Origin of the sequence: Rhizobium pantanalense, assembly GCF_030182525.1 — a bacterium.
Classification (GTDB): domain Bacteria; phylum Pseudomonadota; class Alphaproteobacteria; order Rhizobiales; family Rhizobiaceae; genus Rhizobium.
Genome location: NZ_JAQJCH010000006.1, coordinates 115,426 through 139,764 on the forward strand (window position 1 = coordinate 115,426; position 24,339 = coordinate 139,764).

The window sequence follows — 24,339 nt, forward strand, 5'->3', positions numbered from 1 at the left end:
CTGTTGCGTCTTTTGCACGCCGGCATTTTCGGCCGCTGTTTCCTGCCGGTTTTCTAGGCAGATGCGGTTGTAATTTTTTCGTCAAAAATCAGATGCTTTTTTTGAATTTGGTGCTTGTGCATCAAAAATGGCTGGTCTATAGAAGCGCCGCTGGTCACGGAGTGTAGCGCAGTCTGGTAGCGCACCACGTTCGGGACGTGGGGGTCGAGTGTTCGAATCACTCCACTCCGACCAGCTTAAGATACTGATCTCGTTCCCGAAAAAATCTCCCATTTAAGAGTGCTATCTGCTCGCCTTGCAAGGCTGGGCGGCATTTTGCCAATGCCTGATCGCGGCATTTCGATCAGGCCGTCTCGCTCCTCAAGGACGGGTGTCTTAGGCTTTGCCACAATCCTTCTGGTGCCTGTCGGCCTATTCCCCCTTTCATAAGCTCACATCCAAACCGTGCCTCGGATACGCTTTTACAAAACCGGCTCTTTTTGTCGCCCGAAGCACCATATACAAGGAAGAGGGACGTGCATCCGACTCAGACGAGAGTTCGGCTGGCAGGTGCTGGAGCGGAGTAACGGAATGGATCTTGTTGACGGGGTGGCCAGATTGGCTGGGGAGACGATCATGGGGCGACGGCAGACTAGCAGCGCTTTGCGCAGTAAGGCCGTTGGGAAGAGGTTGGGAATCGCGACCGGCTTCAGTGTGCTGGCTTTGAGCGCCGCATTTCTTCTGGGTTCCAGCAGCAATGCCCTGCGCGCTGCCGATTGTGGCAATGTCGCCGGACCCGGGCTCGACTGGAGCGGCTGCAGCAAGACCAATATCATGCTGCAGAGCAGCGACCTTCACGGTGCCAATCTGGCAGGCGCGCATTTCGACAGCACCGATCTCAGCGACACCAATCTGACCTCGGCCAATCTTGAGAAAGCGACTCTGGTGCGTGCCTGGCTGAAGAATGCCAAGGCCGATGGCGCCAACTTCGCCAAGATCGAGGCATATCGTTCCGATTTCAGCAACGCCTCTGCCAATGGCGCGTCCTTCGCCAATGCGGAATTGCAGCGCGCCGAATTTGCCGGCGCGCAGCTGAAGAACGCCGATTTTCAGAAGGCGGAGCTCGGCCGTGCCGATTTCGACAAGGCCGTGCTGACGGGCGCGAATTTCTCCTTCGCCAATCTCTCGCGCGCCACGTTGAATGGTGCGGTGATGGACGGATCGACCTCCTTCAGTGGCGCCTTCATGTATCTGACGCGCATCGAGGGTCTTGATCTGTCGAAGGCAAGCGGTCTGCAGCAGGCGCAGATCAATCTGGCTTGTGGGGACAATACGACCATATTACCGTCCTGGTTGAAGGCGCCCTCCAGCTGGCCTTGCCCGCCGGATGAGAAGGACTGACACTCTCTTCGCGACAGACACTCGAAAGAGCAAACCCATGTTCGTAGAAAAAGCGATCCAACACGACAGCAAGCCCGAATTCTATCGAGAGCTTGCGGATCAGTTGAAGGCCCTGCTTGATGGCGAGCACGATTGGATTGCCAACGCGGCCAATACCTCGGCGCTGATCTTCCAGATGCTGCCGGAGCTTAATTGGGCGGGCTTTTATTTCCTTCACAGGGAAGACGAGCTTGTGCTGGGGCCGTTTCAAGGCAAGCCCGCTTGTGTCCGTATTGACGTCGGCCGCGGCGTCTGCGGAACAGCGGTTGAAAGCGCGCAGTCAGTCCTCGTCGAGGATGTGCATGCCTTTCCCGGGCATATCGCCTGCGATGCGGCCTCGCGATCGGAGCTGGTCGTGCCGCTCTTTCGCGATGGAAAGGTCTTCGGCGTCATCGATCTCGACAGCCCGCTGCCCGGCCGCTTCGATGGTGACGATCAAGCCGGTATCGAGGCGCTCGCCGCGATTTATGCTGCCTCAAGCGAGGCGAATGGCTAAGCTGCAGGAAGGGCAGGGCGTCACGCAGTTGTGATCGATATGGCAAATCGATCGCGTGATACCTATATTGGCCTTGCAAACACTCCCTCAGCGCTGCTCGAGCTTCATCCGGCCCTCTCCGTGTCCCCAGGACCAGGCCAAGCTCGGAGGGCGTGCCAAGGGGCAAGGAGAACAACAATGGGCAAATACAGCAAGACGGCAGAGGCCATCGCCAAGCTTACCCCTGAGCAGTACCGCGTGACGCAGCAGAGCGGCACGGAACGTCCCGGCTCCGGTGAATATCTCTATAACAAGCAGCCCGGCATCTATGTCGATATCGTTTCCGGCGAGCCGCTTTTTGCCTCCGCCGATAAATTCGATTCCGGCTGCGGCTGGCCGAGCTTCACCAAGCCGATCGAACCCGCCAATGTCAGCGAATTGACCGACATGTCGCATGGCATGGTGCGCGTCGAAGTGCGCTCGGCCAACGGCGACAGCCATCTCGGCCATGTTTTCCCAGACGGACCGATCGATCGCGGCGGCCTGCGCTATTGCATCAATTCCGCCTCACTTCGCTTCGTGCCGCGTGACCGCATGGAAGCAGAAGGCTATGGTGACTACATCGATCAAGTGGAGGATGTAAGATGACAACGGAACGTGCAGTTCTCGCCGGCGGTTGCTTCTGGGGCATGCAGGATCTCGTCCGCCGTTATAACGGCGTCATCTCGACGCGTGTCGGCTACAGTGGCGGCGATGTCCGCAATGCCACCTACCGCAACCACGGCACCCATGCCGAGGCGATCGAAATCATTTTCGATCCGCAGAAGATCAGCTATCGCGATCTGCTGGAATTCTTCTTCCAGATCCACGATCCGAGCACGCGCAACCGCCAGGGCAACGATGTCGGCTTGAGCTATCGCTCGGCGATCTTCTACACCAGCGAAGAGCAGAAGCAGGTCGCGCTGGATACGATCGCCGATGTCGACGCTTCGGGCCTGTGGCCCGGCAAGGTCGTCACCGAGGTCGCACCGGCCGGCGATTTCTGGGAAGCAGAGCCGGAGCATCAAGATTATCTGGAGCGCTATCCGAACGGCTATACCTGCCACTTCATCCGGCCGGGCTGGAAACTGCCCCGCCGGCAGGCTGACGCAGCACAGCGCGCGGTGTCCTGATGCAAGGGTCGGCCGGCGTTGGCCGGCTGAGTCCCTTCCTCGGCACATGGGAGGTGAAGCGGCGGATCATCGATCGCTTCAATCGCTCCCTGATCACATTCGAAGGGCAGGCGTTCGTTACGCCTGTCCAGTTCGAGGAGCATGGCGATACGCGAAGCGACCACGCGACGCTGAGAAGCAGCCGCACCTATCGGCTTGACGATGCCGACGACGATCTCGTCGTGCGTTTCCCCAATCTTTCGGAATTCATTCGCATCGGTGAGGGCGCCTCGCAGCGCGTCAGCCATCACTGCGGTCCCGATCTTTATCGGGGCCGTCTGTTCTTTCGCACGTCCGGTGATTGGGCGGAGATGTGGCATGTGCGCGGCCCTAGAAAAAACTATCTGAGCCTCGCGCACTACCGACGTATTTGACCTGAACCTGCCTCCCGAATGAGACACGCGTTAGCGTGCCCGGCGTCGTGCGCGGATAGCCTTCGCCAGATCTTCCAGCGTATGCACCGAGGTCGGCCAATCGATGCAGCCGTCCGTGATGCTTTGGCCGTAAACCAAAGGCTTGCCCGGCACGAGATCCTGGCGGCCGGCGACGAGATTGCTCTCCATCATCATGCCCTTGATTCGCCGATCGCCCCCAGCGACCTGCTTCGCGACCGATGTGACGACAAGCGGCTGGTTTTCCGGGTTCTTGCTGCTGTTGGCGTGGCTTGCGTCGATGATGATGCGTGGCTCGAGCCCGGCCTTGAGGGACTGTTCCGCTGTCGCCTGCACGCTTTCGGCGTCATAATTGGGCTCTCTGCCGCCGCGCAGGATGATGTGACAATCATCATTGCCGCGGGTCGAGGCGATCGCCGCAAGACCCTCCTTGGTCACGGCCGGGAAATGATGCGGCTGCGATGCCGCGACGATCGCATCGAGCGCGATGCGCACGTCGCCATTCGTGCCGTTCTTGAAGCCGACGGGGCAGGATAGACCTGATGCCAGCTGACGATGCACCTGGCTTTCAGTCGTCCTTGCGCCGATCGCGCCCCAGCTCACCAGATCGGAAATATATTGCGGCGTGATCGTATCGAGATATTCGCAGCCTGCCGGCAGACCGATCTCATTGACGTCGAACAGCAGCTTGCGGGCGATGCGCAGGCCTTCCTCGATGCGGTAGCTGCCGTCGAGATGTGGGTCGTTGATCAGGCCCTTCCAGCCAACCGTCGTGCGCGGCTTCTCGAAATAGACGCGCATGACGATTTCCAGATCGTCTGAGAAACGGTCGCGCTGTTCCTTCAGCCGTGCCGCGTAATCAAGCGCTGCGACCGGATCGTGGATGGAGCAGGGGCCGATCACGACGATCAGCCGGTCGTCTTCGTCGCACAGGATGTTGTGGACGGCGTTGCGCGCCCCGGTGACAGTCGCTGTCACCGCCTCGTCGCGGGGAATTTCATCGATAATTCGAGAGGGCGGCGTCAGCGCCGTGATCTCGACAATGCGCAAGTCGTCAGTGGAATTCAACACGGTATCGGTTCCTTTTGGGGTCATACCGTGGCGACAAAAAAGCCGCCAGGTAGAACTAGCGGCTGTTCGGGTCTTTGCTGTCGTGTCTATTCTAACTACGCACAGGCCCGTCTCCGCTGAGAGCAGCGGTACGAATAAAATCGTGCGGAATATGCGTGAGCGAAAGACATGAGCTGTCTCTACGATAAAAAATGCCTGGTGTCGATGAGGAAGATCGAGATTTCAGACGGCATGTTGCAGAGCCAGCCTTCAGAAAAAATGACTTACCCCTGTCTCGGAAGGATCGGCCCGACTTCGCTGGAAGTAAGGCCGATCCCCATCCGATCAGGGGTCAAGTCAGATCAGATCTCAGTAAAGTGGTCTTAGAAGCTACGCTGGAAGCGGAGAACGCCAGCCCACTGGTCCTGATTGATGGAGTCCCAGTTGGTGTAGGATACTTCCGGCGTGATCTGCAGGTTCTTGACCGGGTTCCAGCGGACGTTTGCGGTTGCCGCGAAGATCTTCGAATCGGTGTAGGCAACCTGAGCGTTTGCCTGCAGCTTTGCGTTGATCGGAACGGTGACGCCGCCCCAGACAGCCCAGTCGCCCCAGCCGATGCCCTTGGCGGCGCCGGCGCCGTTGGCGTTTGCGTACTTGTTCAGCTTGTCGCCGTCGGTGTTCCAGCCGCCCATCACGAAGGCCTTGAAGACGCCGAAGTCGGCATCGACGCGAGCCTTGATGGCGCCTTCTTCGACGATGGAGTCATAACCGCCGACGATCTTGAAGCCGAAGTTGCCAGCCTTGTAACCAGCACCGGCAACGACGTCCGGAGCGTAGTGGTCGGAGCTGTCTTCGCCGTTGACGCCCGTAGCGCCTGAACCGGAGTTCGAGTCTTCAACCGAGATCACAGCCGTGAAGCCGTTGCCGGCGTCGTAGTTGTAGGTCAACTGGTTCAGTTCGTACGGACCGTCATTGACCACGTCGTCGTTGATGACGTTGCCGGCGTAACCGATGTACGAGTTGTACTGGGAGTCAGCCTTACCGACGAGGAAACCGCCGAGGCTGATGTTTGCGAACAGCAGCTTCGTGGTGGTCGCGCCGCCATCCTGCCAGTCCCAACGGATGACCGTGTTGGTCTTCAGCGGACCGTATTCGGTGTCGGTCGCAGTGTCGAGGCTCAGATGAGCGCGCGTGTGCCACAGCGTGCCGTTCCGGCTGGTCGGGTTGTAGGCATCGTACCACTTTCCTTCGGTACGGACATAACCGCCGATCTTGAGGCAGGTTTCCGTGCCCGGAATGAAGAAGTAGCCAGCGCCATATGCGTCGCAGATGCGGACGTATTCGAGCGGTTCCGGCTCGGCAGCAACGATAGCGTCGGCTGCCTGAGCGCCAGAAACTACTGCCAGGGCAGCAGCGGAGCCGAGAAGAAGGCTCTTGATGTTCATAAAAACTCCAATCCAATATAGATTGGGCATAGGCAATCGCGCCGAAAATCGACGTGCCTTAACCCTATCCCTGTTTAAAACCCCGACTCGGGAGAAACGGGCCCCACCCGCTTCTGGTCGCTATTAAAGACGAATTCCTACAAAGTTATATGATATATTTTTCTCGGGATGACTTTTTCGTGAAATTTAAGTTCAAGTTGCAAGAAAGCAACAGGCGCAAACAAAATGCTAAGTTCTGCATAATATTGGCTACGCAATAGTCATTTTAAGATAGAATGCGGTTCTTTATCTTATTCGAATATTATTCGGTAATATTTGTTGCGACGCGCTCGGCCAAATGCAGTTGTCCTTTTAATAGCTTAGTCGGCTGTTATCACCCCTGCGTGGCAACTGAAGAGTGTCTATTGAAGCCCTCGCCGGTTCTTCCGGCCGGTTAGTATGAGGCTGGCCGCTTCGAGGCTGAAACGATGAGTTTGCTCAAGATAGAGCCGATCATGATGCCCCAGAGCCCGCTGGTCATGCCGACGATGATGTCGAGCGGCGACCCATAATTGCCGCTTGCCAATAGATGCGAAACGGAAAGCGCCAGCACGCTGCCGATCATCAGGAGGCAGGTGAAGGAGGGAGACTGCGGGTAGGCGAGGCGGGCAAGCATGCCTGCTACGCAGAGCGCAACGGCGCGAAAGATGTCAAACGGATTGCCGAATGTCGCCTGCCAATTGAGATGTGCAAGCGTTACGCCAATAAGCGCCGCAATATAGGTCCAGGCAATAATCTTCAAAAACCGGTCTGATATCATGGGGATATGATATAGCAGCGGCGAATGCAAACGCCAGCCTGACGCCGCTGCGAAGATCGTCGGCGCACGAATCTGGTGCGCACATTTTATGTGGTTTCGAAATATTCTGTTGCGACGCGGTAAGGTTTTCGGCCGTGTTTGGCCTTCGATTCGCCTTCTTGCTATGCCGTCGTCAGTGGGCGGACTGGCCGCGTTACCTTCCGGCCAGTCATCAATGCTGCTTAGGCTTTCGATACGCGAAGCGCATCTTCATCCTCGTCCAATTGCTCTGCATCCTCTGCGGCAACGGTCGATGATGAACGGCCAAGGAAGGAAAAGACGATGATCGCCGTCAGGACAGTGATGGCAGTCAGAAGCCAGAGGAGTGCGCCGAAGGCGTTGCTATAACCCAGAATAAGCGTGTCATGCCCGATCGCCGGCGCAGTCGATGCCGCGGCGGTCAGATTGCCTGTCACGAGCTGCTGCGCAGCCATAGCGGCGTGCTCGCCGGCGGATACGCCGAGATTCGATTGAATGAAGGCGGAGAGGATGGCACTGACGATGGCAAGCGCGACCCCTTCGCCGGCGACGCGGGTGGTGCTGAAAATGCCGGTCGCCATGCCGGCCCGCTCCTTGGGGACCACGCTGACGGCAAGCCCGTCCATCAGGCCCCAGGGCAAGCTGATGCCGCCCCCGATCGTCAGCAGCGGACCGATGAGAGCGGATGGGGCCGAGCCGGCGGCAAAATGGCTAAGCCAGAAAAGGCCTGTCGCCGAGATGATGAGGCCGGTGCCGCAGATCGTTGCGGGGCTGAACCAGCGGGTGAGGAGCCCAGCGACGATCGGCAGGATGAGCAGCGGCGCCGAAAGCGCGACCATCATCCGTCCGGCGGCGATCTCGCTCATGCCTTCGATGCCGACGAAGCGCACGGGCAGCAGGATCAGCAAAACGACGAAAGCGTAGGCGGGTGCTGCCGCCAGAAGCTGCACGCCGACGAAACGCGGATAGCGAAACAGGCTGAGATCCAGCATGGGTCGCTTCACGAAGCGCTCGATGATAGCGAAGGCAAGAAAGAGCATTGCGGCGCCGACCAGCAGGGCGATGACGAGCGGATCACTCCAGCCGGTTTCCGGCGCGCGCAGGACGCCATAGGTGACGAGCGTCAAGGCAAGTGTAAAGCTCAGGGCGCCCGGCCAATCCAGCCCCGCCGCATCGGGATCTTTGGATTCGCGCAGAAAGCAGGCGCCGAGGCCAAGTGCGAGCAATGCGAGTGCAACCACGAGGATGAAGATGGAGGGCCAGCCGAAGGCATCGATCATCAGGCCGGATGCAATCGGCCCGAAGGCGAGACCGACGCCGAAGCTGGAGCCGACGATGCTGAAGGCGCGCGTCCTTGCCGTCCCTTCGAACTCCTGAGCCAGCGAGGCCATGCCGCCGGAAAAGGCGGCCGCGGCGCCGAGGCCCTGCAGTGCCCTCAGTATATCGAACCAGACGATGTTGTTGGCCAGCGCCAATCCGGCCGAGAACAGCGCGAAGCAACCGACGCCGGTCAGAAAGATGCGCCGGCGGCCAAAACTGTCTGCGAGCGCGCCCGAGGCCATCAGGCAGCTGCCGAAGGTCAGCATGAAGGCGTTGGTGACCCAGTTGAGCGCGATCGGGCTGCCGCCGAGCATGCGGCTGATGGCCGGCAGGGCGACGGCTGGGCCAGTGAATGTCAGCGGCATCGCCGCTGCAGCGCAGCAGACGGCGACAAGGACGAAGAATTTCTCGGTCGGACTTGCGACCTTTGTCTGGGGAGAGGTCATCGGATTACCGTTGGGTTCGAGCAAGGAAGGAAGCGGCAGGCAATCCTGAGAGTGATGTTGGCCAGAGGTCCGCGCCTGCGCTTCAAATGACCGCGCCAAGATATATTCGCTGCAATCACATGATAATTGCGCTATTTTTCCATATATACCGGAATAAAACTCTCGAATGGAGTGCGCCCATGGATCGTTTAAGCGGATTGACAGCCTTCGTTCGCACCGCGGATCTCGGCAGCTTTGCCGCTGCCGGACGTGTGCTCGGCCTTTCGGCCTCCGCTGTCGGCAAGGCGGTCAGTAATCTGGAGCATCAGCTTGGCGTCCGGTTGCTGCAGCGTTCCACGCGCAGCATTCGGTTGACCGAGGAAGGGCGGCTCTTTCACGAGCGTTGCCGGCGCGTGCTTGACGATCTCGACGATGCGCAAGCCTCGCTTGCGCAGGCGGTCGCCGTGCCGCGCGGGCGGCTGCGGGTCAGCGTACCCATTGTCAGCTATCACTTCCTCTTGCCCGTCGTGCCGGAATTCGTCGCTCGATATCCCGAGGTCGAGCTCGACATCGATTTCAACGACCGTATCGTCGATATGATCGAGGAGGGGGTCGATGTCGCGATCCGCAGCGGCGATCTGCCGGACTCTCGACTGATATCACGCACCTTGCGCCCGTTTCAGATGTTGCTCTGCGCCGCGCCCAGCTATCTCGAACGCTTCGGCATTCCCGATTGCCCGCGTGATCTCAACGAGCATCTGGCCATCAGGTTTCGTTTCCCGAATAGCGGTAAGCTGCAGGATTGGCCATTGAAAATGCCCGAGAGCGAGGCGGATCTGCGCATGCGAACGGCCTTCTCCTGCAACAATATGGAAGCGGTGCGCGGCGCGACCATTGCCGGCCTCGGCATCGGCTGTATGCCGGATTTTCTCGTGCGCAGCACGCTTGCGGAAGGAAATCTCAGAACGGTCCTCGACGATTTCATCGACGAACCCGGCCATTTCCATCTGCTCTGGCCGTCCAACCGCCATATGTCGCCCAAGGTTCGGGTTTTCGTCGATTTTCTGAGCGAGAGGCTGTTCGCGAAAAGCTGCGATGTTTTGCCCGTTGCTGCCCAACCATGAATCACGGCCCATGCGGGCCAATCTTCAACGGCTATGCAAAAAAGTGGATTGAGATAGCAACAGGCACCACATTGGCGGCGGCAATTTTGCACCAACAGCGGACATTTCGCACTGCGCGAGACGCTACGCCAACGCTTTGGCGCGCGTCGTTTATGGCGAACATATTCCTCTTAAAACTTTAAGAAATCAATTTAAGGGCCCCTAACCGGTCGCGATTAAAAGGTAGCGACACGCAATGGTTGCGTAGGGCAAAGAGGTACCTTAATGGCAAATAGTGGAGGTTCATATGGGTGGAGGCCACATGCCCTTATGGCTCTTTTTTTATGTGGTATATTCGTGAACTCCTGTTCCGGAGACAACGAGAGTGCACTCGTCCGAAAATTCATTTCAAGCGAGCTTCACGCTTTGGGAAATTCCTGTAAGGGGGAATATTGGGCGGTTAGGAGCGGCGACTTGGTTCTTGTTTCAAACTCCCGCTATGAAATCCTTTAAAAGGCAGTGAAGGTTACAGATGTCGGTTCGCACCGCGTTCAAGTGACCGCTAACTTCGGAAGCCTGAATTGGATCACCACATTTAGACTGGAGAGTGATGACAACATAGCAGTTCTGGAGAAAGTTCACTTGGAGCCAGAACCCACTACCGAACAATGGGCACTAATCCCGGGGGGCGAAACAAAAATGAGGGGCATCTTCAAGCAGCTCGAATACACGCCGCACATGGTACTATGCCCTGCTTCAACTGCTAACGGGTAAGTGTATAACGCCGTATGGCGCCGAAAGAATGCTGCTCTATTGTGGCGTCTGCGACCGCACAGCCCGTAAAATTGAAATACGCGATACTGAACTGCCCGTAACCGCCTAATCTGGAAATCACGATGAGCCGCTTCTGGAGCCCTATTGTTCATTCCTTGATCCCCTATGTCGCCGGCGAGCAGCCGGCCACGAGCGGCATAACCAAGCTCAATACCAATGAGAGCCCTTACGGTCCTTCGCCAATGGCCCTGGAGGCGATTTCGAAGGCCACGTCCGATACGCTTCGGCTCTATCCGGATCCGATGGCGCGGGAGTTGCGTGTTACAATCGCCGAGAGTTTCGGGCTCGACAAGGACGAGGTCTTCGTCGGTAATGGATCGGACGAGGTTTTGGCCCACACGTTCCAGGCGCTGCTGAATCATGAGGAGCCCCTGCTTTTCCCCGACATCAGCTACAGCTTCTATCCGACTTATTGCCGCCTCTATGGTATCGCCTTCCGCCAAGTTCCGGTCGATACGGAGATGCGGGTCCGCCTCGACGCTTATCGCCAGTCCTGCGGCGCGATCATTCTGCCCAATCCCAACGCGCCGACAGGAATCGGCCTGCCTCTGGCCGATATTGAAAGCCTTGTTAAGGATCATCCCGATCAGGTCGTCGTCATCGACGAGGCCTATGTCGATTTCGGCGGCGAGAGCGTCGTTCCGCTTGTCCGGGCATACCCAAACCTCCTGGTGATCCAGACCCTGTCGAAGTCGCGCGGGCTTGCCGGCTTGCGTGTCGGTTTCGCTGTTGGTCAGAGACCGCTGATCGAAGCTCTGGAAAGGATCAAGGACAGCTTCAATTCCTATCCTCTCGACCGGCTCGCGCAGGCAGGTGCGGTAGCGGCCTGGAAGGATCGCGATTGGTTCGAACGCCATCGTGCCATGATCATCGCCAGCCGGGAACGTCTGGCCGCCGCGCTTAGGGAAATGGGTTTTCACGTCCTTCCATCATCGACCAATTTTGTGTTCGCGCGGCATCCGAACCGGCCGGGTGTGGAACTGGCGGCGGAGCTTCGGAGCAGGAACATTCTGGTAAGACGGTTTTCCGCCGAGCGTATCGACGACTTCCTGCGCATCACAATTGGAACGGATGAGGAGTGCGACCGGCTAGTGGCGGCACTCGAGGAAATATTGCGATAAGATCACGCCTCGGAGCGGCCGCCCCAAGGCAAGTCGCCAACCGACAGAACGACTCAGTCGAACCGAACAGCCGTCGTGTTGGCGCCGCAAAGCAGCACAGCCACTCGCTCGTCGAGCGCCGGGACATATTTGCGAGCGAGCAGTGCGGCAAAGGCCGTCGCACCACCGGGTTCGGCGACGATCCGCAGCCTGTCCCACAATGTCTGCTGCGCCTGCCGGATCTCGTCGTCGGATACCAGCACGGGGCGCTGCGCATAGGCACGGGCGATCGGGAACATCAGCTCGCCAACGCGCTTCGGCGCTAGTGAGTCGGCAGCAATGCTGCCTGCGGGAGCGTCAACCGGATGCCCGGCCTCGAAGGCCTGCCAGAGCGTCGGTGCACCTTCCGGTTCGACTGCGACGACGCGAACGCGTCCCTGAAACCAGGCCGCAATTCCGCCGATCAATCCGCCGCCGCCGACGGCGACGAGCAGCGTGTCGATATCAGGGATATCAGCCTCGATCTCGCCCCCGATCGTTCCTTGCCCAAGCAACGTCTCTGGCTGGTCATAGGCATGGATCGCCACGGCACCGCGCTCCTCGCTCCACTGCTGGCTGGCGGCAAGGGCGTCGGCATAACGCTCCCCGCCGATGACGAGGTTCGCGCCGTAGCTCCGGATGCGCTCGGCCTTGGCTGGCGAAGTCACGCTCGGCACGAAGATCGTCGCGGGAATGCCAAGCCGCATCGCGGCATAGGCGACCGCTGCACCATGATTGCCACCGGATGCCGCAACTACACCGGCGGCCGGCACGTCTCTGCCGAGCAGGCTGGAAAAGGCGCCACGCGCCTTGAACGAGCCGGAATGCTGCAGAAACTCGAGCTTGAAATCCAGCGGCCCCGCGGCAAGGTCGAAATCCGCGAGATCCGAATGCAGAACCGGCGTGTGGCGGATATGAGGGCGTATGCGCTTTTCGGTTTCTGCAATGCGCTCGGGGGTGATCGTTGTGTCGGGAAGCATTGGCATCTCGCAGGCAGAAGTTGACAATAACTTTGTTACTTAGCAAAGTGACGAAATGCAAGAGCTCGATCTTATCAAGGCCTTGGCCAACGAACGCCGTCTCATCATCCTGCGATGGCTGAAGGATCCTTGCGCCCATTTTGCGCCGCAGCTCGATGGCGATCTTATGGAGGATGGCGTCTGTGCGCTCCTCATTGCCGAGAAGCTGCAGATATCTCAGGCAACGCTGAGCGAGCACATGCGCATTCTGGTGCAAGCGGGCCTGGTGCGGCCGAAGCGCATCAAGCAGTGGATTTTTTACAAACGTGATGAAGCTCGCATGGCAACACTGGCTGCCGTCGTCGCAAGCCTCTAGCCTCTCGCTGGCATCGGCTCATGAGCGAAAAATCGGGGGAAGCCTATTGCCGGGTCAATCCCCGGCTTATGGCAGCCGCCAGGCCTTGAGGGTTTTCCCAAGCCATCGAATGCCCCGCCTGATCGACCATCTCCACACCGATTCCGTGTCTTGGCAGGGCTTCCCAATCCGGATCGGGCAGCGAGTTTTCGCCGAAGATCACCGTCCTTGGCATCGGCAATTGATATAATTGTTCGCGCCAGGTCGGAAAATCGCCCAGAACCAGGGAAGATGCGGAACGATGAACGGCGTAGGGCGACGATATCGACAGAGATGCACCCCAGATGTCATTTCCGTCCGTCATGCAGGTCCGAATGAGGTCAGCATGGCCATGTGCCAAATAGTCGGCCTCGCTCATCTCGGCGATCTTGCGGCTGAAAAAGCCGCCTCCCGAATCGAGATTGGGCTCGCTCAACATAAGATGCCGCACGCGCTCATGCAGAAGATGAGCGACCTTGATGGCGACGGCGCCGCCCATGCTGTGGCCGAAAAGATCGACGGACTCCAGCTTCGAGACGCGAATAAATTCGACGATCGTTTGAGCGTGGTCGGCGATGCCGTATCCGAATTCGGCAGGATGGTCGCTGAAACCTGATCCCGGCAAATCGATCAGCAACAATCTCCGTCCTGACAGGGCCGGATTTGCCGCAACCGTAGGATAGTCGCACGAAGATGCGCATCCGAGACCGTGGATGAAGAGCAACGGCGGCTCACCCTCTGGTCCCGGTATGTCATGAAATCTTATGGCGCCTTGTACCGTTGTTGATTGGAAAGTTTTCACGCTACGACCCGACAATTGTTGTTTGCATAATCGAGCTGCGTCTCATCCAGACACGGGCAGAACCTTGCTGCCAGCACGAGCGCTCGTAGGGGTAAGCCAGGTTCTGAACGGCGGCAAATCTTTTGACAGAGCCGCCGATCAGTGAGCTGGAGGTCGAGCGATCAGATGTCGCTTGCCGCGTTTGCCCAGATTTCCGCGGCCTGTGCGGCGGTGACGCGGCGCACGTCCGTTTCATCGCGGCGGCTGGCGAAGAGTTCGCTTGCCATGATCTGCTCGGCGAGATCGGCCGGCAGCGACAGGAGAACACGCTGTCCTTCCTTGTGGATGCCACCAACGTCCGAGCGCTTGCCGGTGATCATGCCGCCGGCGACTGTGTTGTTGCTTTCGGGATCGATCAGGATGAAGGAGCCGGTCGAGCGGTTCTGCTCATAGGGGTCGAAGATGGCACTCTCATCGAAGGTTAAGCGAACCTTGCCGATGGCATTCATCCACAGCGCCTGCGCTGGCGCCCAGGCACCAGTCTTCAGCTCAAGCTGGGCGATCGGTTGCACCTGCACACGCTGGCGGCGGCTACCACTCTTCAGCCAGTAGCGCTTGCCGGGCTCGATGCCCTCAGGCTGTAGTGCTACGATCTGAGCGTCGAAGGAGAGGCCGGTCTGCGGCTGACTGTCAATCGCGACGATCATGTCGCCGCGCGACACGTCGACCTGGCGGTCGAGAACGAGGGTGATGGCATCGCCGGCAACCGCCGCATTGCGCACGAGATCGAAGGTGACGATCTTCGAGACGTTGGCGACCATGCCCGACGGCAGGATCATGACGCTGTCGCCCGGCTTTACCGAACCGCCGGCAACGGTGCCCTGATAGCCGCGGAAGCTTTCGCCGGGACGGGAGACGCGTTGTACCGAAAGACGGAAGCCGACCGTCTGGGCCGACCGAACGGTCGCCAGTTCCAGCGTTTCGACCAGCGTCGGGCCGGTGTACCACGGCATCGCAGCCTGGCCGGAATAGACGACATTTTCACCCTTCAATGCCGACATCGGGATCGCGGTGATCTGCTTGACGCCGAGCGAAAGGGCGAATTCGCGGAAGTCGTTGGAGATCTTCTCGAAGCCGGCACGGTCGTAGTTCGTCAGGTCGATCTTGTTGACGGCGAGCACGAACTGCTTGATGCCAAGCAGCGACGCGATCGTCGCATGGCGGCGGGTCTGTTCGAGGATGCCCATGCGCGCATCGACCAATAGCACGGCGAGATCGGCGGTGGAGGCGCCGGTTGCCATGTTGCGGGTGTACTGCTCATGGCCGGGCGTGTCGGCGACGATGAAGGAGCGTTTGTCGGTGGAGAAATAGCGATAGGCGACGTCGATGGTGATGCCCTGCTCGCGCTCGGCCTGCAGACCGTCGAGCAGCAGCGCGAAGTCGGGCAGGCCGAGATCGTTCTGTTTGCCGGTGGAATCGCGCTGTAGCGTGGCGGCCTGGTCCTCCTTGACCGCCTTGGTGTCCCAGAGGAGACGGCCGATCAGCGTGGACTTGCCGTCATCGACGCTGCCGCAGGTAATCAGGCGAAGCGGGCGCGAATCGCGGAGAGCCTTTGCCGGTTCGGCAGCAGGCCCACTGGCGGGCAGGGTGACGACGTTGGCGTTTGCGGTCATCTCAGAAATATCCTTCACGCTTCTTCTTTTCCATGGAGCCGGACTGGTCGCGGTCGATAGCGCGTCCCTGCCGTTCGGAAACCGTGGCGATTTCCAGCTCTGCAATAATGTCTTCCAGTGTCGTCGCAGTGGAACGGATGGCCCCGGTCAGTGGAAAGCAGCCGAGGGTGCGGAAGCGGATGACTTCCTCGCGCTTGGTTTCGCCCGGCAGCAGCTCGAGCCTTGGATCTGCTGCCATGATCATCATGCCGTCGCGCTCGACGATGGGGCGTTTCGCTGCGAAATAGAGCGGCACGATGGGAATTTCTTCAGCCTGGATGTAGCGCCAGATATCCACTTCGGTCCAGTTGGAGAGCGGGAAGACGCGAACGCTTTCGCCCTTGCGGATCTGACCGTTATAGATGTTCCAGAGTTCCGGGCGCTGGTTGCGCGGATCCCAGCGATGGTCCGGCGTGCGGAAGGAATAGATGCGCTCCTTGGCGCGCGAGGCTTCCTCGTCGCGGCGGGCACCGCCGAAAGCGGCGTCGAACTGGCCGGCATCGAGCGCATGGCGCAGCGCTTCCGTCTTCATGATATCGGTGTAGCGCGCCGAGCCATAGGTGAAGGGCGTGATATTCTCCGCCTTGCCGCGCGGATTGATGTGCTCGATCAGGTCGAGATCATACTTCTTCACGATCTCGTCGCGGAAGGTGATCATCTCGGCAAATTTCCAGCCAGTGTTCACATGCAGGAGCGGGAAGGGGACGCGGCCGGGATAGAAGGCCTTGCGGGCCAGATGCAACAGCACCGATGAATCCTTGCCGATCGAATAGAGCATGACAGGACGCTCGAATTCGGCCGCAACCTCGCGGAAGATATGGATCGCCTCATTTTCCAGCGCCTTCAGATGTGGATCGAGCGGTGGCTTGGCGCTTTGCGGATGGGAGATTTCCGTATCCGGACGGCTATCAGGCATTTATCACTCCAGAACTTTCAAATGTCCCGACCGAAACTTGGCCGGAAAGAATGGATGCGTTGGTTCCCGGTTGAACAGCGGCGTAGGAAACGCGCTTCGGATCGGTGCCGGGAGCCGGCGGGCGTATTATTGTGCTGGTGCGGCAGCACCTTCTTCGTGGAGATGCAGGCCGCATTCGCGTTTTTCATCGTTTTCCCACCACCAGCGGCCGGCCCGCTCGGGCTCGCCCGGCTTGATGGCACGGGTGCAGGGTTCGCAGCCGATCGAGGGATAGCCGCGTGCATGCAGCGGGTTCACCGGAACGCTGTTGTCGGCGACATAGGCGCGGATGGTGTCGATATCCCAATCGGCAAGCGGGTTGATCTTGACCAAGTTGCGCTCGGGATCGAATTCGGCGAAGGGCGTATCGGCGCGGTTGGCGGACTGGCCGCGGCGCAGGCCGGTGATCCAGATGCTGGCGCCTGACAGTGCGCGCGCAAGCGGCTTCAGCTTGCGCACGCCGCAACAGGCATGCCTGGCTTCGACGCTCTCATAGAAACCGTTCAGACCGTATTTTTCGGCATAGGCGTCTATATCGGCCTGTTCCGGCTCGTAGCGAACGATGTTGATATCATATTGGCTTTCCGTCTCGTCGATCAGAGCGAGCGTTTCCGGGAAGAGGCGGCCGGTCTGCAGGGTCGCCACTTCGATCGGCAGGCGGTGATTGCCGATCTCCGCCGTGATCACCTGATCCTCGATCCCGAGCGACGTCGTGAAGACGGCACGGCCACCGAGGCCGGCCACAAGAGACAGGCGGCCGGCAAGATCGAGCGATGCAAGCTGGCTGTTGAGCGTCGCAGCATCTTCAATAAGGGTAATGGCAGTCATGGGGAATCCTGTCCTGATATTGCCGCGAGTATCGCAGTTCGCAACGGCAGCGGACAGAAAAATAGATTTCGAAAGGCGCGGCTGGAGAGTAAATATCTCCATGAAGCAGCACCGATAAGGAAAAGCGACCGCCTCGGCTGTTAACCAAGGCGTTTTGCCGCCGGAAGCGGCCCTTCGGAAGCACCTGATATGGCTGACCATGTTTAAGTGCTTGCTTTAATGTCTATAGAAATAGTAGAGTTACACATAGCTTGTCAAATGGAAATCGGAAGTGATGCCCAAAATGATGCGCTGCGGCGGATTTTGCGCTAAACTATGGGCATAGCGACAAAGAATGATAACAAGTCTGGGTTGCTAACGTTTCCTGGCGGTGCGCCAAGGGTGTGAGTGCTTCGAAATTTGCCCCGGGGACGAGGGCTGAGAAGTTCTATAGCGGACCGGCCGAATCGCTCGACCGGACGTATCGCATGTGTGTGTGAAGCGGTTCGAAATGATTACTCAGAAAGCAAAATATGCGCTGCGGGCGCTGTCTGCCTTGGCCCAATCCGAGGCGGGCGAGCCGATGATGATTTCCGACATCGCCGTCCAGCAGAAGATTCCGAAGAAGTTCCTCGAACAGATCCTTCTCGACCTGAAACATCAGGGTATCGTCATCAGCCGCCGCGGCAAGCAGGGCGGTTATCTCCTGCGCAAGCCGGCGGCTGAGATCACCTTCGGCGAAATCCTGCGGGTCATCGACGGACCGCTGGCGCCGCTACCCTGCCTCTCGCTCACCGCCTATCGTCGCTGCGACGATTGCGACGGTGAGCAGACCTGCGAAATCCGACACGTCTTTGCCCGGGTGGCGGATGCGACCCGCAAGGTTCTCTTCTCGACGACCATCGCCGATGCCATCGCTCAGCCGGAGGACGCGGAAGTCGCCAGGCTGATGGCCTGACTGATCAGGCGCAAGGGAATTCACGGTTTTCTCTGCGGACTCGCCGCGCTTCGATAATCAGTGGGCGGCGTGTTCCTCGCCACCCTCCTTTTCCATGGCACGCCGGGCGCGGATTGCTGCCGCAATGAAGACGCGGGACAGCCCATGATACAAGGGCTCGCGCGACAGTAGCCGTGACGTGACATAGCCGATCATCGATACAGCCATGATCGGGATGACGGCCTGATGATCGCCCGTCATTTCCAGGATGATGACGAAGGCGGTCATCGGCGCCTGAACCACGCCGGCAAAATAGCCTGCCATGCCGAGGATTGCCGCAAGCGCCGCGCCGCCGCCGACCAGTGTGCCGACCGTGCTGCCGAAGCCGGCGCCGACAGCAAGTGAGGGGGCGAAGATGCCGCCGGGAATGCCTGATATCATCGACAGGAAGCTTGCCAGCAGCTTCTCGACGAAGAAGAGCGGGGGCAGGGCATGTCCTTCCACCGCGCCGCGGGCTTGCTCGTAACCGGTGCCGAAGGTTTGGCCGCCGGAAAGCACGCCGACGGCGGCAACGATAAAACCACAGAGGCCGGCAAGGATCAGCATGCGTTTCAGCGGCTGCGGTTGTGCCCAGCGGCGGATGCGGATGCCGGCATAGAGCGCCAACCCGCTAAAGGTAGCGCCGAGCGCGCCACCGCCGACACCGCAGATCAGCATGACAATCCAGTCCCGAAGCATCGCCGGCGCGGCGTCGGTCGTGCCGAAGTAATTGTAGCTGCCGGAAAGGCCGAGTGCGGCAAGGCCGGAAAGAATAACGGCAGTCAGAACCAGACCGTTGGCGCGGGATTCATACGTGCGGCTCATCTCCTCAATGGCAAAGACGATACCAGCAAGCGGCGTGTTGAAGGCGGCAGCGATGCCGGCCGCGGAGCCGGCAAGGATCAGCCCCTTGGCCTGCGCCATGCCGCCGAAGCGTGCAACGGCCAGCATGAAGGAGGCGCCGACCTGCACCGTCGGCCCCTCGCGGCCGATCGAAGCGCCGCTCAAAAGGCCCAATATGGTCAGCACGATCTTGCCGAAGGCGAGCCGCAGCGACAACAGCTTCGTGCGATCCTCTTCGTGATGTAGATGCCTCGCAGCAATCGCCTGCGGGATGCCGCTTCCTTGCGAATTGGGGAACAGCGTCGCTGCAAGATAGGCAGATAGCACAAAGCCGAGTGGCGTCAGCAGGAGCGGCAGCAACCACGTCCACTGGCCTGATTGCGTCACGCCGGTAAAAGCCCGTTGGGCCAGATCCGCCAGCTTGGCAAAGCCGACACTGATGACGCCGATCGCCAGAGCGCCCGTCCAGAACACCAGACGCGGCCGCCAGAGATTGAATGAACCCCAGAAAACGCGGGAACGGCGGAGCAGCTTGGACTTGCGATAGATAGGGGGCATGAGGATGCTCTTTATGCAACGGGGATCAGTAAGTATTATTCTGTTCTGGCGACCGATCTATGCGCGATTGTCGTGCCAATGCCACGAAACGATGCTTCACCTCGTTGAAAAGGCTTGGCGGTAATGGTCCGAGATAGCCGCTTTCCGTTTCCGATGGCCGAATATCCGGTCCCGGCCAGGCAAAATAGTTGCTTTCCGAAAGGATGATCCATGAAGGGATGTCGTCCAGGCCAAGTCGGGATTTGACCGGTGCTGGAAGTTCGATGGCCATGGAGGCACTATCCGGCGGCGAATGCGTGATGGGAAGAACACGAACCCGCTTGGTTCCGTCCGCATCATCGATGACAAATGCCAAGACGAGGCAGGGGCGATCCTTCACTCCTTCTTCGCGTCCCTCCAGTCGTTCCCTGTGCCAGAGATAGGAATAGCGAAAGACGAAACCGACCTTGACTTCAGCGGGCAGCATGTGGTTTTAGTTCATCATCAAGATGCTCATGACCGTTTTCCATCTCGGCTGCTTCGACGGCGGCGATATCGGCATCTGAGAGCTCTGTTGTCAGTTGGACCTGTCTGTCCCGTCGCAGCAGGCGTTGATAGTCCTCATAAGCAAGCAGGACCGTTCGAGGCCGGCCGTTCTTGGTAATGACAACCGGATCACGCATGGCTGCATCTTGAAATGCACCAAAATTCTTAGAAGCTTCGGCGGCAGTTACCGTTTTCATGATCAGTCTCCTTGCCAGAAATATACGGATTTTCCGTAAATCCCGCAAGCTATAGGGCGAGCCGAATGCTGCCCGCCCATCCTACCGATCGCTGGTCTCCCACCGCGGATTGATCCAAGGCTCCTGGTTCGAGCGTGCCAGCCGCGGCTTGCTGAGAATGTGATCGGCCGCCTTTTCGCCTGTCATGATCGAAGGACCATTCAGGTTGCCGTAGGTCACATGCGGGAAGATCGAGCTGTCGGCGACACGCAGGCCGTCGACGCCGATGACGCGCGTGTCGGGATCGACCACCGCCATCGGATCGTCCTTTGAGCCCATCTTGCAGGTGCCGCAGGGATGATAGGCGCTTTCCAGATGTTCGCGCAGGAAGGCGTCGATCTCGTCGTCGGTCTGAACGTTCGGTCCGGGCTGGATTTCCGGTCCGCGATATTCGTCGAAAGCCTTCTGCCCGAAGATCTCGCGGGTGAGGCGCACGCAGTGGCGGAATTTCGCCCAGTCTTCCGGATGGCTCATATAGTTGAAGCGGATAACGGGATCTGCTTTCGGATCGGAGGAACGCAGCGTGACATTGCCGCGCGATTTCGAAAGATTGTAGCCGACATGCACCTGGAAGCCGTGGCTCTTGGCCGCTGCCTTGCCGTCATAGCTGATGGCGACGGGCAGGAAGTGATACTGGATATCAGGCTGTTTGACGCCGGGCGCGGAGCGCAGGAAGGCGCAGGCCTCGAACTGGTTGGAAGTGCCGAGGCCCTTCTTGAAGAACAGCCATTGCGCGCCGGCAATCCCCTGCATGTACCAGGGCAGCCAGGAATAGAGGGACACCGGCTTCAGACTGGTCTGCTGGAAATAGAATTCCATATGGTCCTGTAGGTTGGCACCGACGCCCGGCCGGTCGGCCTTCACCTCGATCCCCATGTCGCGCAGATGCTGGCCAGGCCCGATGCCGGATAGCATCAGCAGCTTCGGAGAATTGAACGAGGAGGCGGAGACGATCACCTCGCGGTTTGCCCTGATGATCTCGATCTTGCCGTCCCGCTCGACTTCGACACCTGTCGCGCGGCCGTTTTCGATGACGATCTTGCGGGCAAAGCAGCGGATGAGGTTTACGTTCGGCCGCTTCAGCGCAGGCTTGAGATAGGCTGTCGCCGCAGACCAGCGCCGGCCCATCCACGTCGTCTGCTCCATCAGGCCGAAGCCTTCCTGCTTGCTGCCGTTATAATCTTCCGTTGTTTCAAAGCCCGCCTGCTTGCCGGCTTCGATGAAGGCGTGGAACAGCGGGTTGCGCGCATCGCCCCGGCGCACATGCAACGGGCCGTCCGTGCCGCGCCATCCCTCTTCGCCGCCATGGGAATGTTCCATCCGCTTGAAGTAGGGCAGTACGTCGGCATAGGCCCAGCCTTGCGCACCCAGTTGCTCCCAGCGATTGAAGTCTTCCGCATGGCCGCGCACATAGACCATGCCGTTGATCGAGGAGGACCCGCCGATCACCTTGCCGCGCGGGGCGGTGATGCGACGGTTGTTGAGCTGCGGTTCGGGTTCGGAAAGATAACCCCAATTGTAACGATCCATGCTCATCGGCCAGGCAAGTGCTGCCGGCATCTGGATGAAGGGCCCGAAATCGCTGCCGCCGAATTCCAGAACGATGACCGAATGCTTGCCGTCTTCCGACAGGCGGTAAGCCATGGCGGAGCCAGCCGAACCCGAGCCGACGATGACGAAATCTGCCTGTTCCATATCCATCTCCTGTGGCCGTCTCGATCCTTCGAGGCTCGCCTTTGGCGAGCACCTCAGGATGAGGCGGATCATCGTCCGTGCTTGCGGTTAACAGCTCTCGACCTCACCCTGAGGTGCCACCACAGGTGGCCTCGAAGGGCGAGGGTTGAGCCCGGAGGTTGCATCAATAAGGCGCCTGTACCGGCCCCATGCCGACATAGACGGTCTTCAGTTCCGAATAATGCTCCAGCGCCGCCAGCGAATTCTCGCGGCCGAAGCCGGATTGCTTGGAGCCGCCGAAGGGGATTTCGACCGGGCAGAGATTGTAGGTGTTGATCCAGAGCGTGCCGGCTTCGAGCTGGTCGACGACGCGGTGGGCGCGGGTGATATCCGCGGTGAAGACGCCGCCGGAAAGGCCGAATTCGGTGGCATTGGCGCGGGCTATCACCTCAGCCTCGTCATCGAAATCGAGCACGCACATGACCGGCCCGAAAATCTCTTCGCGGGCGATCGTCATGTCGTCGGTGACATCGGCAAACACGGTCGGCTGAATGTAATAGCCTTCGCCGGAGACATTGTTGGGGATGCCGCCGCCGGTCAGCAGCGTTGCGCCTTCGGCCTTCCCCTTTTCGATATAGGAAAGCACCTTTTCGCGCTGTGCCCAGGAGACCATCGGGCCGATCTGTGTTGCCTCATCCATCGGGTCGCCGATGAGCATGGCGTCTGTGCGGACTTTCAGGCGCTTCAGGAATTCGGACTTGATCTTGCTATTGACGAAGACGCGCGTGCCGTTCGAGCAGACCTGGCCGGTCGAATAGAAATTGCCGAGCATCGCACCACCAATGGCGCTGTCGATATCGGCGTCGTCGAAGACGATCAGCGGCGACTTGCCGCCGAGCTCCATGGTCACATGCTTGAGGTTGCCGGCGGCAGAAGCCGCCACTTTGCGGCCCGTCGGTACCGAGCCGGTCAAGGATACCTTCGCCACATCCGGATGGTTGATCAGCAGCGGCCCGGTTTCGCGGTCGCCCTGGATGACATTGTAAAGCCCCTTGGGCAGGCCTGCCTCAATAAGGATTTCGGCAATCTTCAGCGCACCGAGCGGCGTATTTTCCGAAGGCTTGAACACCATGGCGTTGCCGGCAACCAGCGCCGGCGCACCCTTCCAGCAAGCGATCTGCTGCGGGTAGTTCCACGCGCCGATGCCGACGCAGACGCCGAGCGGCACGCGCTTGGTATAGGCGAAATCGCCGCCGAGCGGGATATAGGAGCCGTTGAGGCCGGCTGCCGCGATGCCGCCGAAGAATTCGAAGCTGTCGGCCCCGGAGGTTGGGTCGGCGACAATGGTTTCCTGGATCGGCTTGCCCGTATCCAGCGTTTCCAGCTCCGAAAGCTCGCGGTTACGTTCGCGCATGATCTCGGCCGCTCGCTTCAGGATGCGGCCGCGCGCCGTTGGGCTCATGGCCGCCCATTCCGGCTGTGCTCGCTTGGCGCTCGCGATCGCCTTTTCGACGATGGCGGGCGTTGCCGCGTGCAGGCGGGCGATCACCTCGCCGGTCGCCGGATAGATGCTTTCGATAAGAGTGCCGTCGGTGTCCTCGACATATTCTCCGTCGATGAAATGCGAGGCTTTCGGTTGTGCGCGCATTATAGAACCCTCAATTCTTCGTAGGACACCATGACATGCTCTTGAAAAGCAGGCCGCTCGGTGAGGTTTTCGTAGTAGCGCTGCAGCCGCGGATGGGCAGGGCGCTGGATGTCGATGTCGAAATAGCGATAGAGAACGTGCCCGAATTGTATGTCGGCCAGCGTCAGAGTATCGCCGGCAAGGAAGCGATGCCGTCCGAACTGCGACTCGGCGATGTCAAGCTTCGCACCGAGGGCAGTTACAGCCGCAGCGATCGCCTTCTCATCGCGCAGGGCAGGGGCGGTCCGCACCGCGCGCCAGAATACCGGTCCGGTGAAGTTCAAGGCGATATTGATCTTGGCCCATTCGGCCCATTTGTCGGCCTGGGCGCGATGGCGGGCATCCTTCGGCCAGAAGGCATCTTCGCCATATTGGGCGGCGAGATAGCGCAGGATGGCGCCCGTTTCCCAGAGCGGCTCGTCATCGCCATCCCGCAGCACCGGAACCGTGCCGTTCGGGTTCATCGCCAGGAATTCAGGCGTGTCGTTGACGCCATAGGTAAAGCCCGCATCGATGCGCTCATAGGTAAGACCCAGCTCGCCGATGCACCACATCAGCGCCTGCACATTGGATGACGATTTGCGGCCCCAGACGGTCAGCAT

General features: G+C 59.6%; 24 protein-coding genes and 1 tRNA gene. 10 read left to right on the plus strand and 15 right to left on the minus strand.

Annotation, left to right across the window (positions count from 1 at the left end):
• Nucleotides 1-157: 157 nt before the first annotated feature.
• From PH558_RS16460 to PH558_RS16485, 6 genes are all read left to right on the plus strand, one after another.
• Nucleotides 158-234 (plus strand) — tRNA-Pro (locus PH558_RS16460).
• Between the two features lie 441 nt (nucleotides 235-675).
• The gene (locus PH558_RS16465) at nucleotides 676-1,380 is read left to right on the plus strand and encodes a pentapeptide repeat-containing protein (protein ID WP_374430690.1); all 705 of its coding nucleotides are present in this window, start codon (nucleotides 676-678) and stop codon (nucleotides 1,378-1,380) included.
• Between the two features lie 37 nt (nucleotides 1,381-1,417).
• On the plus strand, nucleotides 1,418-1,915 hold the full coding sequence (locus PH558_RS16470) for a GAF domain-containing protein (RefSeq protein WP_285205560.1): 498 nt from the start codon (nucleotides 1,418-1,420) through the stop codon (nucleotides 1,913-1,915).
• A 177-nt stretch (nucleotides 1,916-2,092) separates the two neighbouring features.
• The gene (msrB, locus tag PH558_RS16475; RefSeq protein WP_095434197.1) at nucleotides 2,093-2,542 is read left to right on the plus strand and encodes a peptide-methionine (R)-S-oxide reductase MsrB; all 450 of its coding nucleotides are present in this window, start codon (nucleotides 2,093-2,095) and stop codon (nucleotides 2,540-2,542) included.
• Complete coding sequence (gene msrA, locus PH558_RS16480; protein ID WP_285205561.1) at nucleotides 2,539-3,066, plus strand: peptide-methionine (S)-S-oxide reductase MsrA; 528 nt, start codon at nucleotides 2,539-2,541, stop codon at nucleotides 3,064-3,066. Before msrB ends, msrA begins: the two co-directional genes overlap by 4 nt.
• Complete coding sequence (locus PH558_RS16485; protein WP_285205562.1) at nucleotides 3,066-3,479, plus strand: DUF6314 family protein; 414 nt, start codon at nucleotides 3,066-3,068, stop codon at nucleotides 3,477-3,479. Before msrA ends, PH558_RS16485 begins: the two co-directional genes overlap by 1 nt.
• Nucleotides 3,480-3,509: 30 nt before the next feature.
• Here the strand turns inward: PH558_RS16485 and PH558_RS16490 are convergent, their stop codons facing one another.
• The 4 genes from PH558_RS16490 to PH558_RS16505 all read right to left on the minus strand — a co-directional run bounded on the left by PH558_RS16490 (nucleotide 3,510) and on the right by PH558_RS16505 (nucleotide 8,575).
• On the minus strand, nucleotides 3,510-4,592 hold the full coding sequence (locus tag PH558_RS16490; protein WP_483314162.1) for a 3-deoxy-7-phosphoheptulonate synthase: 1,083 nt from the start codon (nucleotides 4,590-4,592) through the stop codon (nucleotides 3,510-3,512).
• A gap of 338 nt (nucleotides 4,593-4,930) precedes the next feature.
• On the minus strand, nucleotides 4,931-5,992 hold the full coding sequence (locus tag PH558_RS16495; RefSeq protein WP_095434201.1) for a porin: 1,062 nt from the start codon (nucleotides 5,990-5,992) through the stop codon (nucleotides 4,931-4,933).
• A 433-nt stretch (nucleotides 5,993-6,425) separates the two neighbouring features.
• Nucleotides 6,426-6,773 carry a hypothetical protein gene (locus PH558_RS16500; RefSeq protein ID WP_095436203.1) on the minus strand — a complete coding sequence of 116 codons (348 nt, stop codon included), beginning with the start codon at nucleotides 6,771-6,773 and terminating at the stop codon, nucleotides 6,426-6,428.
• A gap of 239 nt (nucleotides 6,774-7,012) precedes the next feature.
• Nucleotides 7,013-8,575 (minus strand): MFS transporter, encoded by a 1,563-nt coding sequence (locus PH558_RS16505; protein ID WP_285205564.1) that lies wholly within the window; start codon nucleotides 8,573-8,575, stop codon nucleotides 7,013-7,015.
• A gap of 179 nt (nucleotides 8,576-8,754) precedes the next feature.
• On the opposite strand from PH558_RS16505, the gene PH558_RS16510 reads away from it, so the two are divergent.
• Nucleotides 8,755-9,678, plus strand: a complete 924-nt coding sequence (locus PH558_RS16510; protein WP_285205565.1) for a LysR family transcriptional regulator — start codon at nucleotides 8,755-8,757, stop codon at nucleotides 9,676-9,678.
• A gap of 875 nt (nucleotides 9,679-10,553) precedes the next feature.
• Nucleotides 10,554-11,612 carry a histidinol-phosphate transaminase gene (gene hisC / locus PH558_RS16515; protein ID WP_285205567.1) on the plus strand — a complete coding sequence of 353 codons (1,059 nt, stop codon included), beginning with the start codon at nucleotides 10,554-10,556 and terminating at the stop codon, nucleotides 11,610-11,612.
• A 53-nt stretch (nucleotides 11,613-11,665) separates the two neighbouring features.
• Here the strand turns inward: hisC and PH558_RS16520 are convergent, their stop codons facing one another.
• Nucleotides 11,666-12,610 (minus strand): threonine/serine dehydratase, encoded by a 945-nt coding sequence (locus PH558_RS16520; protein WP_285205570.1) that lies wholly within the window; start codon nucleotides 12,608-12,610, stop codon nucleotides 11,666-11,668.
• Between the two features lie 55 nt (nucleotides 12,611-12,665).
• Here PH558_RS16520 and PH558_RS16525 point away from each other — a divergent pair, with 55 nt between their 5' ends.
• Complete coding sequence (locus PH558_RS16525) at nucleotides 12,666-12,965, plus strand: ArsR/SmtB family transcription factor (RefSeq protein ID WP_285205572.1); 300 nt, start codon at nucleotides 12,666-12,668, stop codon at nucleotides 12,963-12,965.
• Nucleotides 12,966-13,008: 43 nt separating this feature from the next.
• On the opposite strand, the gene PH558_RS16530 is transcribed toward PH558_RS16525, so the two are convergent.
• The 4 genes from PH558_RS16530 to PH558_RS16545 all read right to left on the minus strand — a co-directional run bounded on the left by PH558_RS16530 (nucleotide 13,009) and on the right by PH558_RS16545 (nucleotide 17,259).
• Nucleotides 13,009-13,785, minus strand: a complete 777-nt coding sequence (locus PH558_RS16530) for an alpha/beta fold hydrolase (protein WP_285205573.1) — start codon at nucleotides 13,783-13,785, stop codon at nucleotides 13,009-13,011.
• A 161-nt stretch (nucleotides 13,786-13,946) separates the two neighbouring features.
• Nucleotides 13,947-15,437, minus strand: a complete 1,491-nt coding sequence (gene cysN, locus PH558_RS16535; RefSeq protein WP_095434207.1) for a sulfate adenylyltransferase subunit CysN — start codon at nucleotides 15,435-15,437, stop codon at nucleotides 13,947-13,949.
• Between the two features lies 1 nt (nucleotide 15,438).
• Entirely contained in the window at nucleotides 15,439-16,392 is a 954-nt protein-coding gene (gene cysD, locus PH558_RS16540; protein ID WP_095434208.1) for a sulfate adenylyltransferase subunit CysD, read from the minus strand.
• A 126-nt stretch (nucleotides 16,393-16,518) separates the two neighbouring features.
• Nucleotides 16,519-17,259, minus strand: a complete 741-nt coding sequence (locus PH558_RS16545) for a phosphoadenylyl-sulfate reductase (RefSeq protein ID WP_285205574.1) — start codon at nucleotides 17,257-17,259, stop codon at nucleotides 16,519-16,521.
• 490 nt (nucleotides 17,260-17,749) lie between these two features.
• Between PH558_RS16545 and PH558_RS16550 the strand changes: the two genes are divergently transcribed.
• A complete protein-coding gene (locus PH558_RS16550) occupies nucleotides 17,750-18,196 on the plus strand; it encodes an RrF2 family transcriptional regulator (protein WP_285205576.1) in 447 nt (148 codons plus the stop codon).
• A 57-nt stretch (nucleotides 18,197-18,253) separates the two neighbouring features.
• Here the strand turns inward: PH558_RS16550 and PH558_RS16555 are convergent, their stop codons facing one another.
• The 6 genes from PH558_RS16555 to PH558_RS16580 form a co-directional block, all read right to left on the minus strand.
• Nucleotides 18,254-19,615, minus strand: a complete 1,362-nt coding sequence (locus PH558_RS16555; RefSeq protein WP_285205577.1) for a chloride channel protein — start codon at nucleotides 19,613-19,615, stop codon at nucleotides 18,254-18,256.
• Nucleotides 19,616-19,640: 25 nt separating this feature from the next.
• A complete protein-coding gene (locus PH558_RS16560; RefSeq protein ID WP_285205578.1) occupies nucleotides 19,641-20,081 on the minus strand; it encodes a plasmid maintenance toxin (PemK-like) in 441 nt (146 codons plus the stop codon).
• Nucleotides 20,068-20,340, minus strand: coding sequence for a type II toxin-antitoxin system Phd/YefM family antitoxin (locus PH558_RS16565; protein ID WP_285206020.1), 273 nt, complete (start codon nucleotides 20,338-20,340; stop codon nucleotides 20,068-20,070). Before PH558_RS16565 ends, PH558_RS16560 begins: the two co-directional genes overlap by 14 nt.
• Before the next feature lie 78 nt (nucleotides 20,341-20,418).
• Entirely contained in the window at nucleotides 20,419-22,071 is a 1,653-nt protein-coding gene (betA, locus tag PH558_RS16570) for a choline dehydrogenase (protein ID WP_285205581.1), read from the minus strand.
• 163 nt (nucleotides 22,072-22,234) lie between these two features.
• Entirely contained in the window at nucleotides 22,235-23,698 is a 1,464-nt protein-coding gene (betB, locus tag PH558_RS16575) for a betaine-aldehyde dehydrogenase (RefSeq protein WP_285205582.1), read from the minus strand.
• Complete coding sequence (locus PH558_RS16580; RefSeq protein WP_095434215.1) at nucleotides 23,698-24,339, minus strand: glutathione S-transferase family protein; 642 nt, start codon at nucleotides 24,337-24,339, stop codon at nucleotides 23,698-23,700. Before PH558_RS16580 ends, betB begins: the two co-directional genes overlap by 1 nt.

Coding starts and splice junctions, on each gene's coding strand:
- PH558_RS16485 (WP_285205562.1), top strand. CDS start 3,066: ATGCAAGGGTCGGCCGGCGTTGGCCGGCTGAGTCCCTTCCTCGGCACA.
- PH558_RS16490 (WP_483314162.1), bottom strand. CDS start 4,592: ATGACCCCAAAAGGAACCGATACCGTGTTGAATTCCACTGACGACTTG.
- betB (WP_285205582.1), bottom strand. CDS start 23,698: ATGCGCGCACAACCGAAAGCCTCGCATTTCATCGACGGAGAATATGTC.
- cysD (WP_095434208.1), bottom strand. CDS start 16,392: ATGCCTGATAGCCGTCCGGATACGGAAATCTCCCATCCGCAAAGCGCC.
- PH558_RS16550 (WP_285205576.1), top strand. CDS start 17,750: ATGATTACTCAGAAAGCAAAATATGCGCTGCGGGCGCTGTCTGCCTTG.
- cysN (WP_095434207.1), bottom strand. CDS start 15,437: ATGACCGCAAACGCCAACGTCGTCACCCTGCCCGCCAGTGGGCCTGCT.
- betA (WP_285205581.1), bottom strand. CDS start 22,071: ATGGAACAGGCAGATTTCGTCATCGTCGGCTCGGGTTCGGCTGGCTCC.
- hisC (WP_285205567.1), top strand. CDS start 10,554: ATGAGCCGCTTCTGGAGCCCTATTGTTCATTCCTTGATCCCCTATGTC.
- PH558_RS16545 (WP_285205574.1), bottom strand. CDS start 17,259: ATGACTGCCATTACCCTTATTGAAGATGCTGCGACGCTCAACAGCCAG.
- PH558_RS16470 (WP_285205560.1), top strand. CDS start 1,418: ATGTTCGTAGAAAAAGCGATCCAACACGACAGCAAGCCCGAATTCTAT.
- PH558_RS16505 (WP_285205564.1), bottom strand. CDS start 8,575: ATGACCTCTCCCCAGACAAAGGTCGCAAGTCCGACCGAGAAATTCTTC.
- PH558_RS16555 (WP_285205577.1), bottom strand. CDS start 19,615: ATGCCCCCTATCTATCGCAAGTCCAAGCTGCTCCGCCGTTCCCGCGTT.
- PH558_RS16520 (WP_285205570.1), bottom strand. CDS start 12,610: ATGCTTCCCGACACAACGATCACCCCCGAGCGCATTGCAGAAACCGAA.
- msrA (WP_285205561.1), top strand. CDS start 2,539: ATGACAACGGAACGTGCAGTTCTCGCCGGCGGTTGCTTCTGGGGCATG.
- PH558_RS16560 (WP_285205578.1), bottom strand. CDS start 20,081: ATGCTGCCCGCTGAAGTCAAGGTCGGTTTCGTCTTTCGCTATTCCTAT.
- PH558_RS16580 (WP_095434215.1), bottom strand. CDS start 24,339: ATGCTGACCGTCTGGGGCCGCAAATCGTCATCCAATGTGCAGGCGCTG.
- PH558_RS16510 (WP_285205565.1), top strand. CDS start 8,755: ATGGATCGTTTAAGCGGATTGACAGCCTTCGTTCGCACCGCGGATCTC.
- PH558_RS16525 (WP_285205572.1), top strand. CDS start 12,666: ATGCAAGAGCTCGATCTTATCAAGGCCTTGGCCAACGAACGCCGTCTC.
- msrB (WP_095434197.1), top strand. CDS start 2,093: ATGGGCAAATACAGCAAGACGGCAGAGGCCATCGCCAAGCTTACCCCT.
- PH558_RS16495 (WP_095434201.1), bottom strand. CDS start 5,992: ATGAACATCAAGAGCCTTCTTCTCGGCTCCGCTGCTGCCCTGGCAGTA.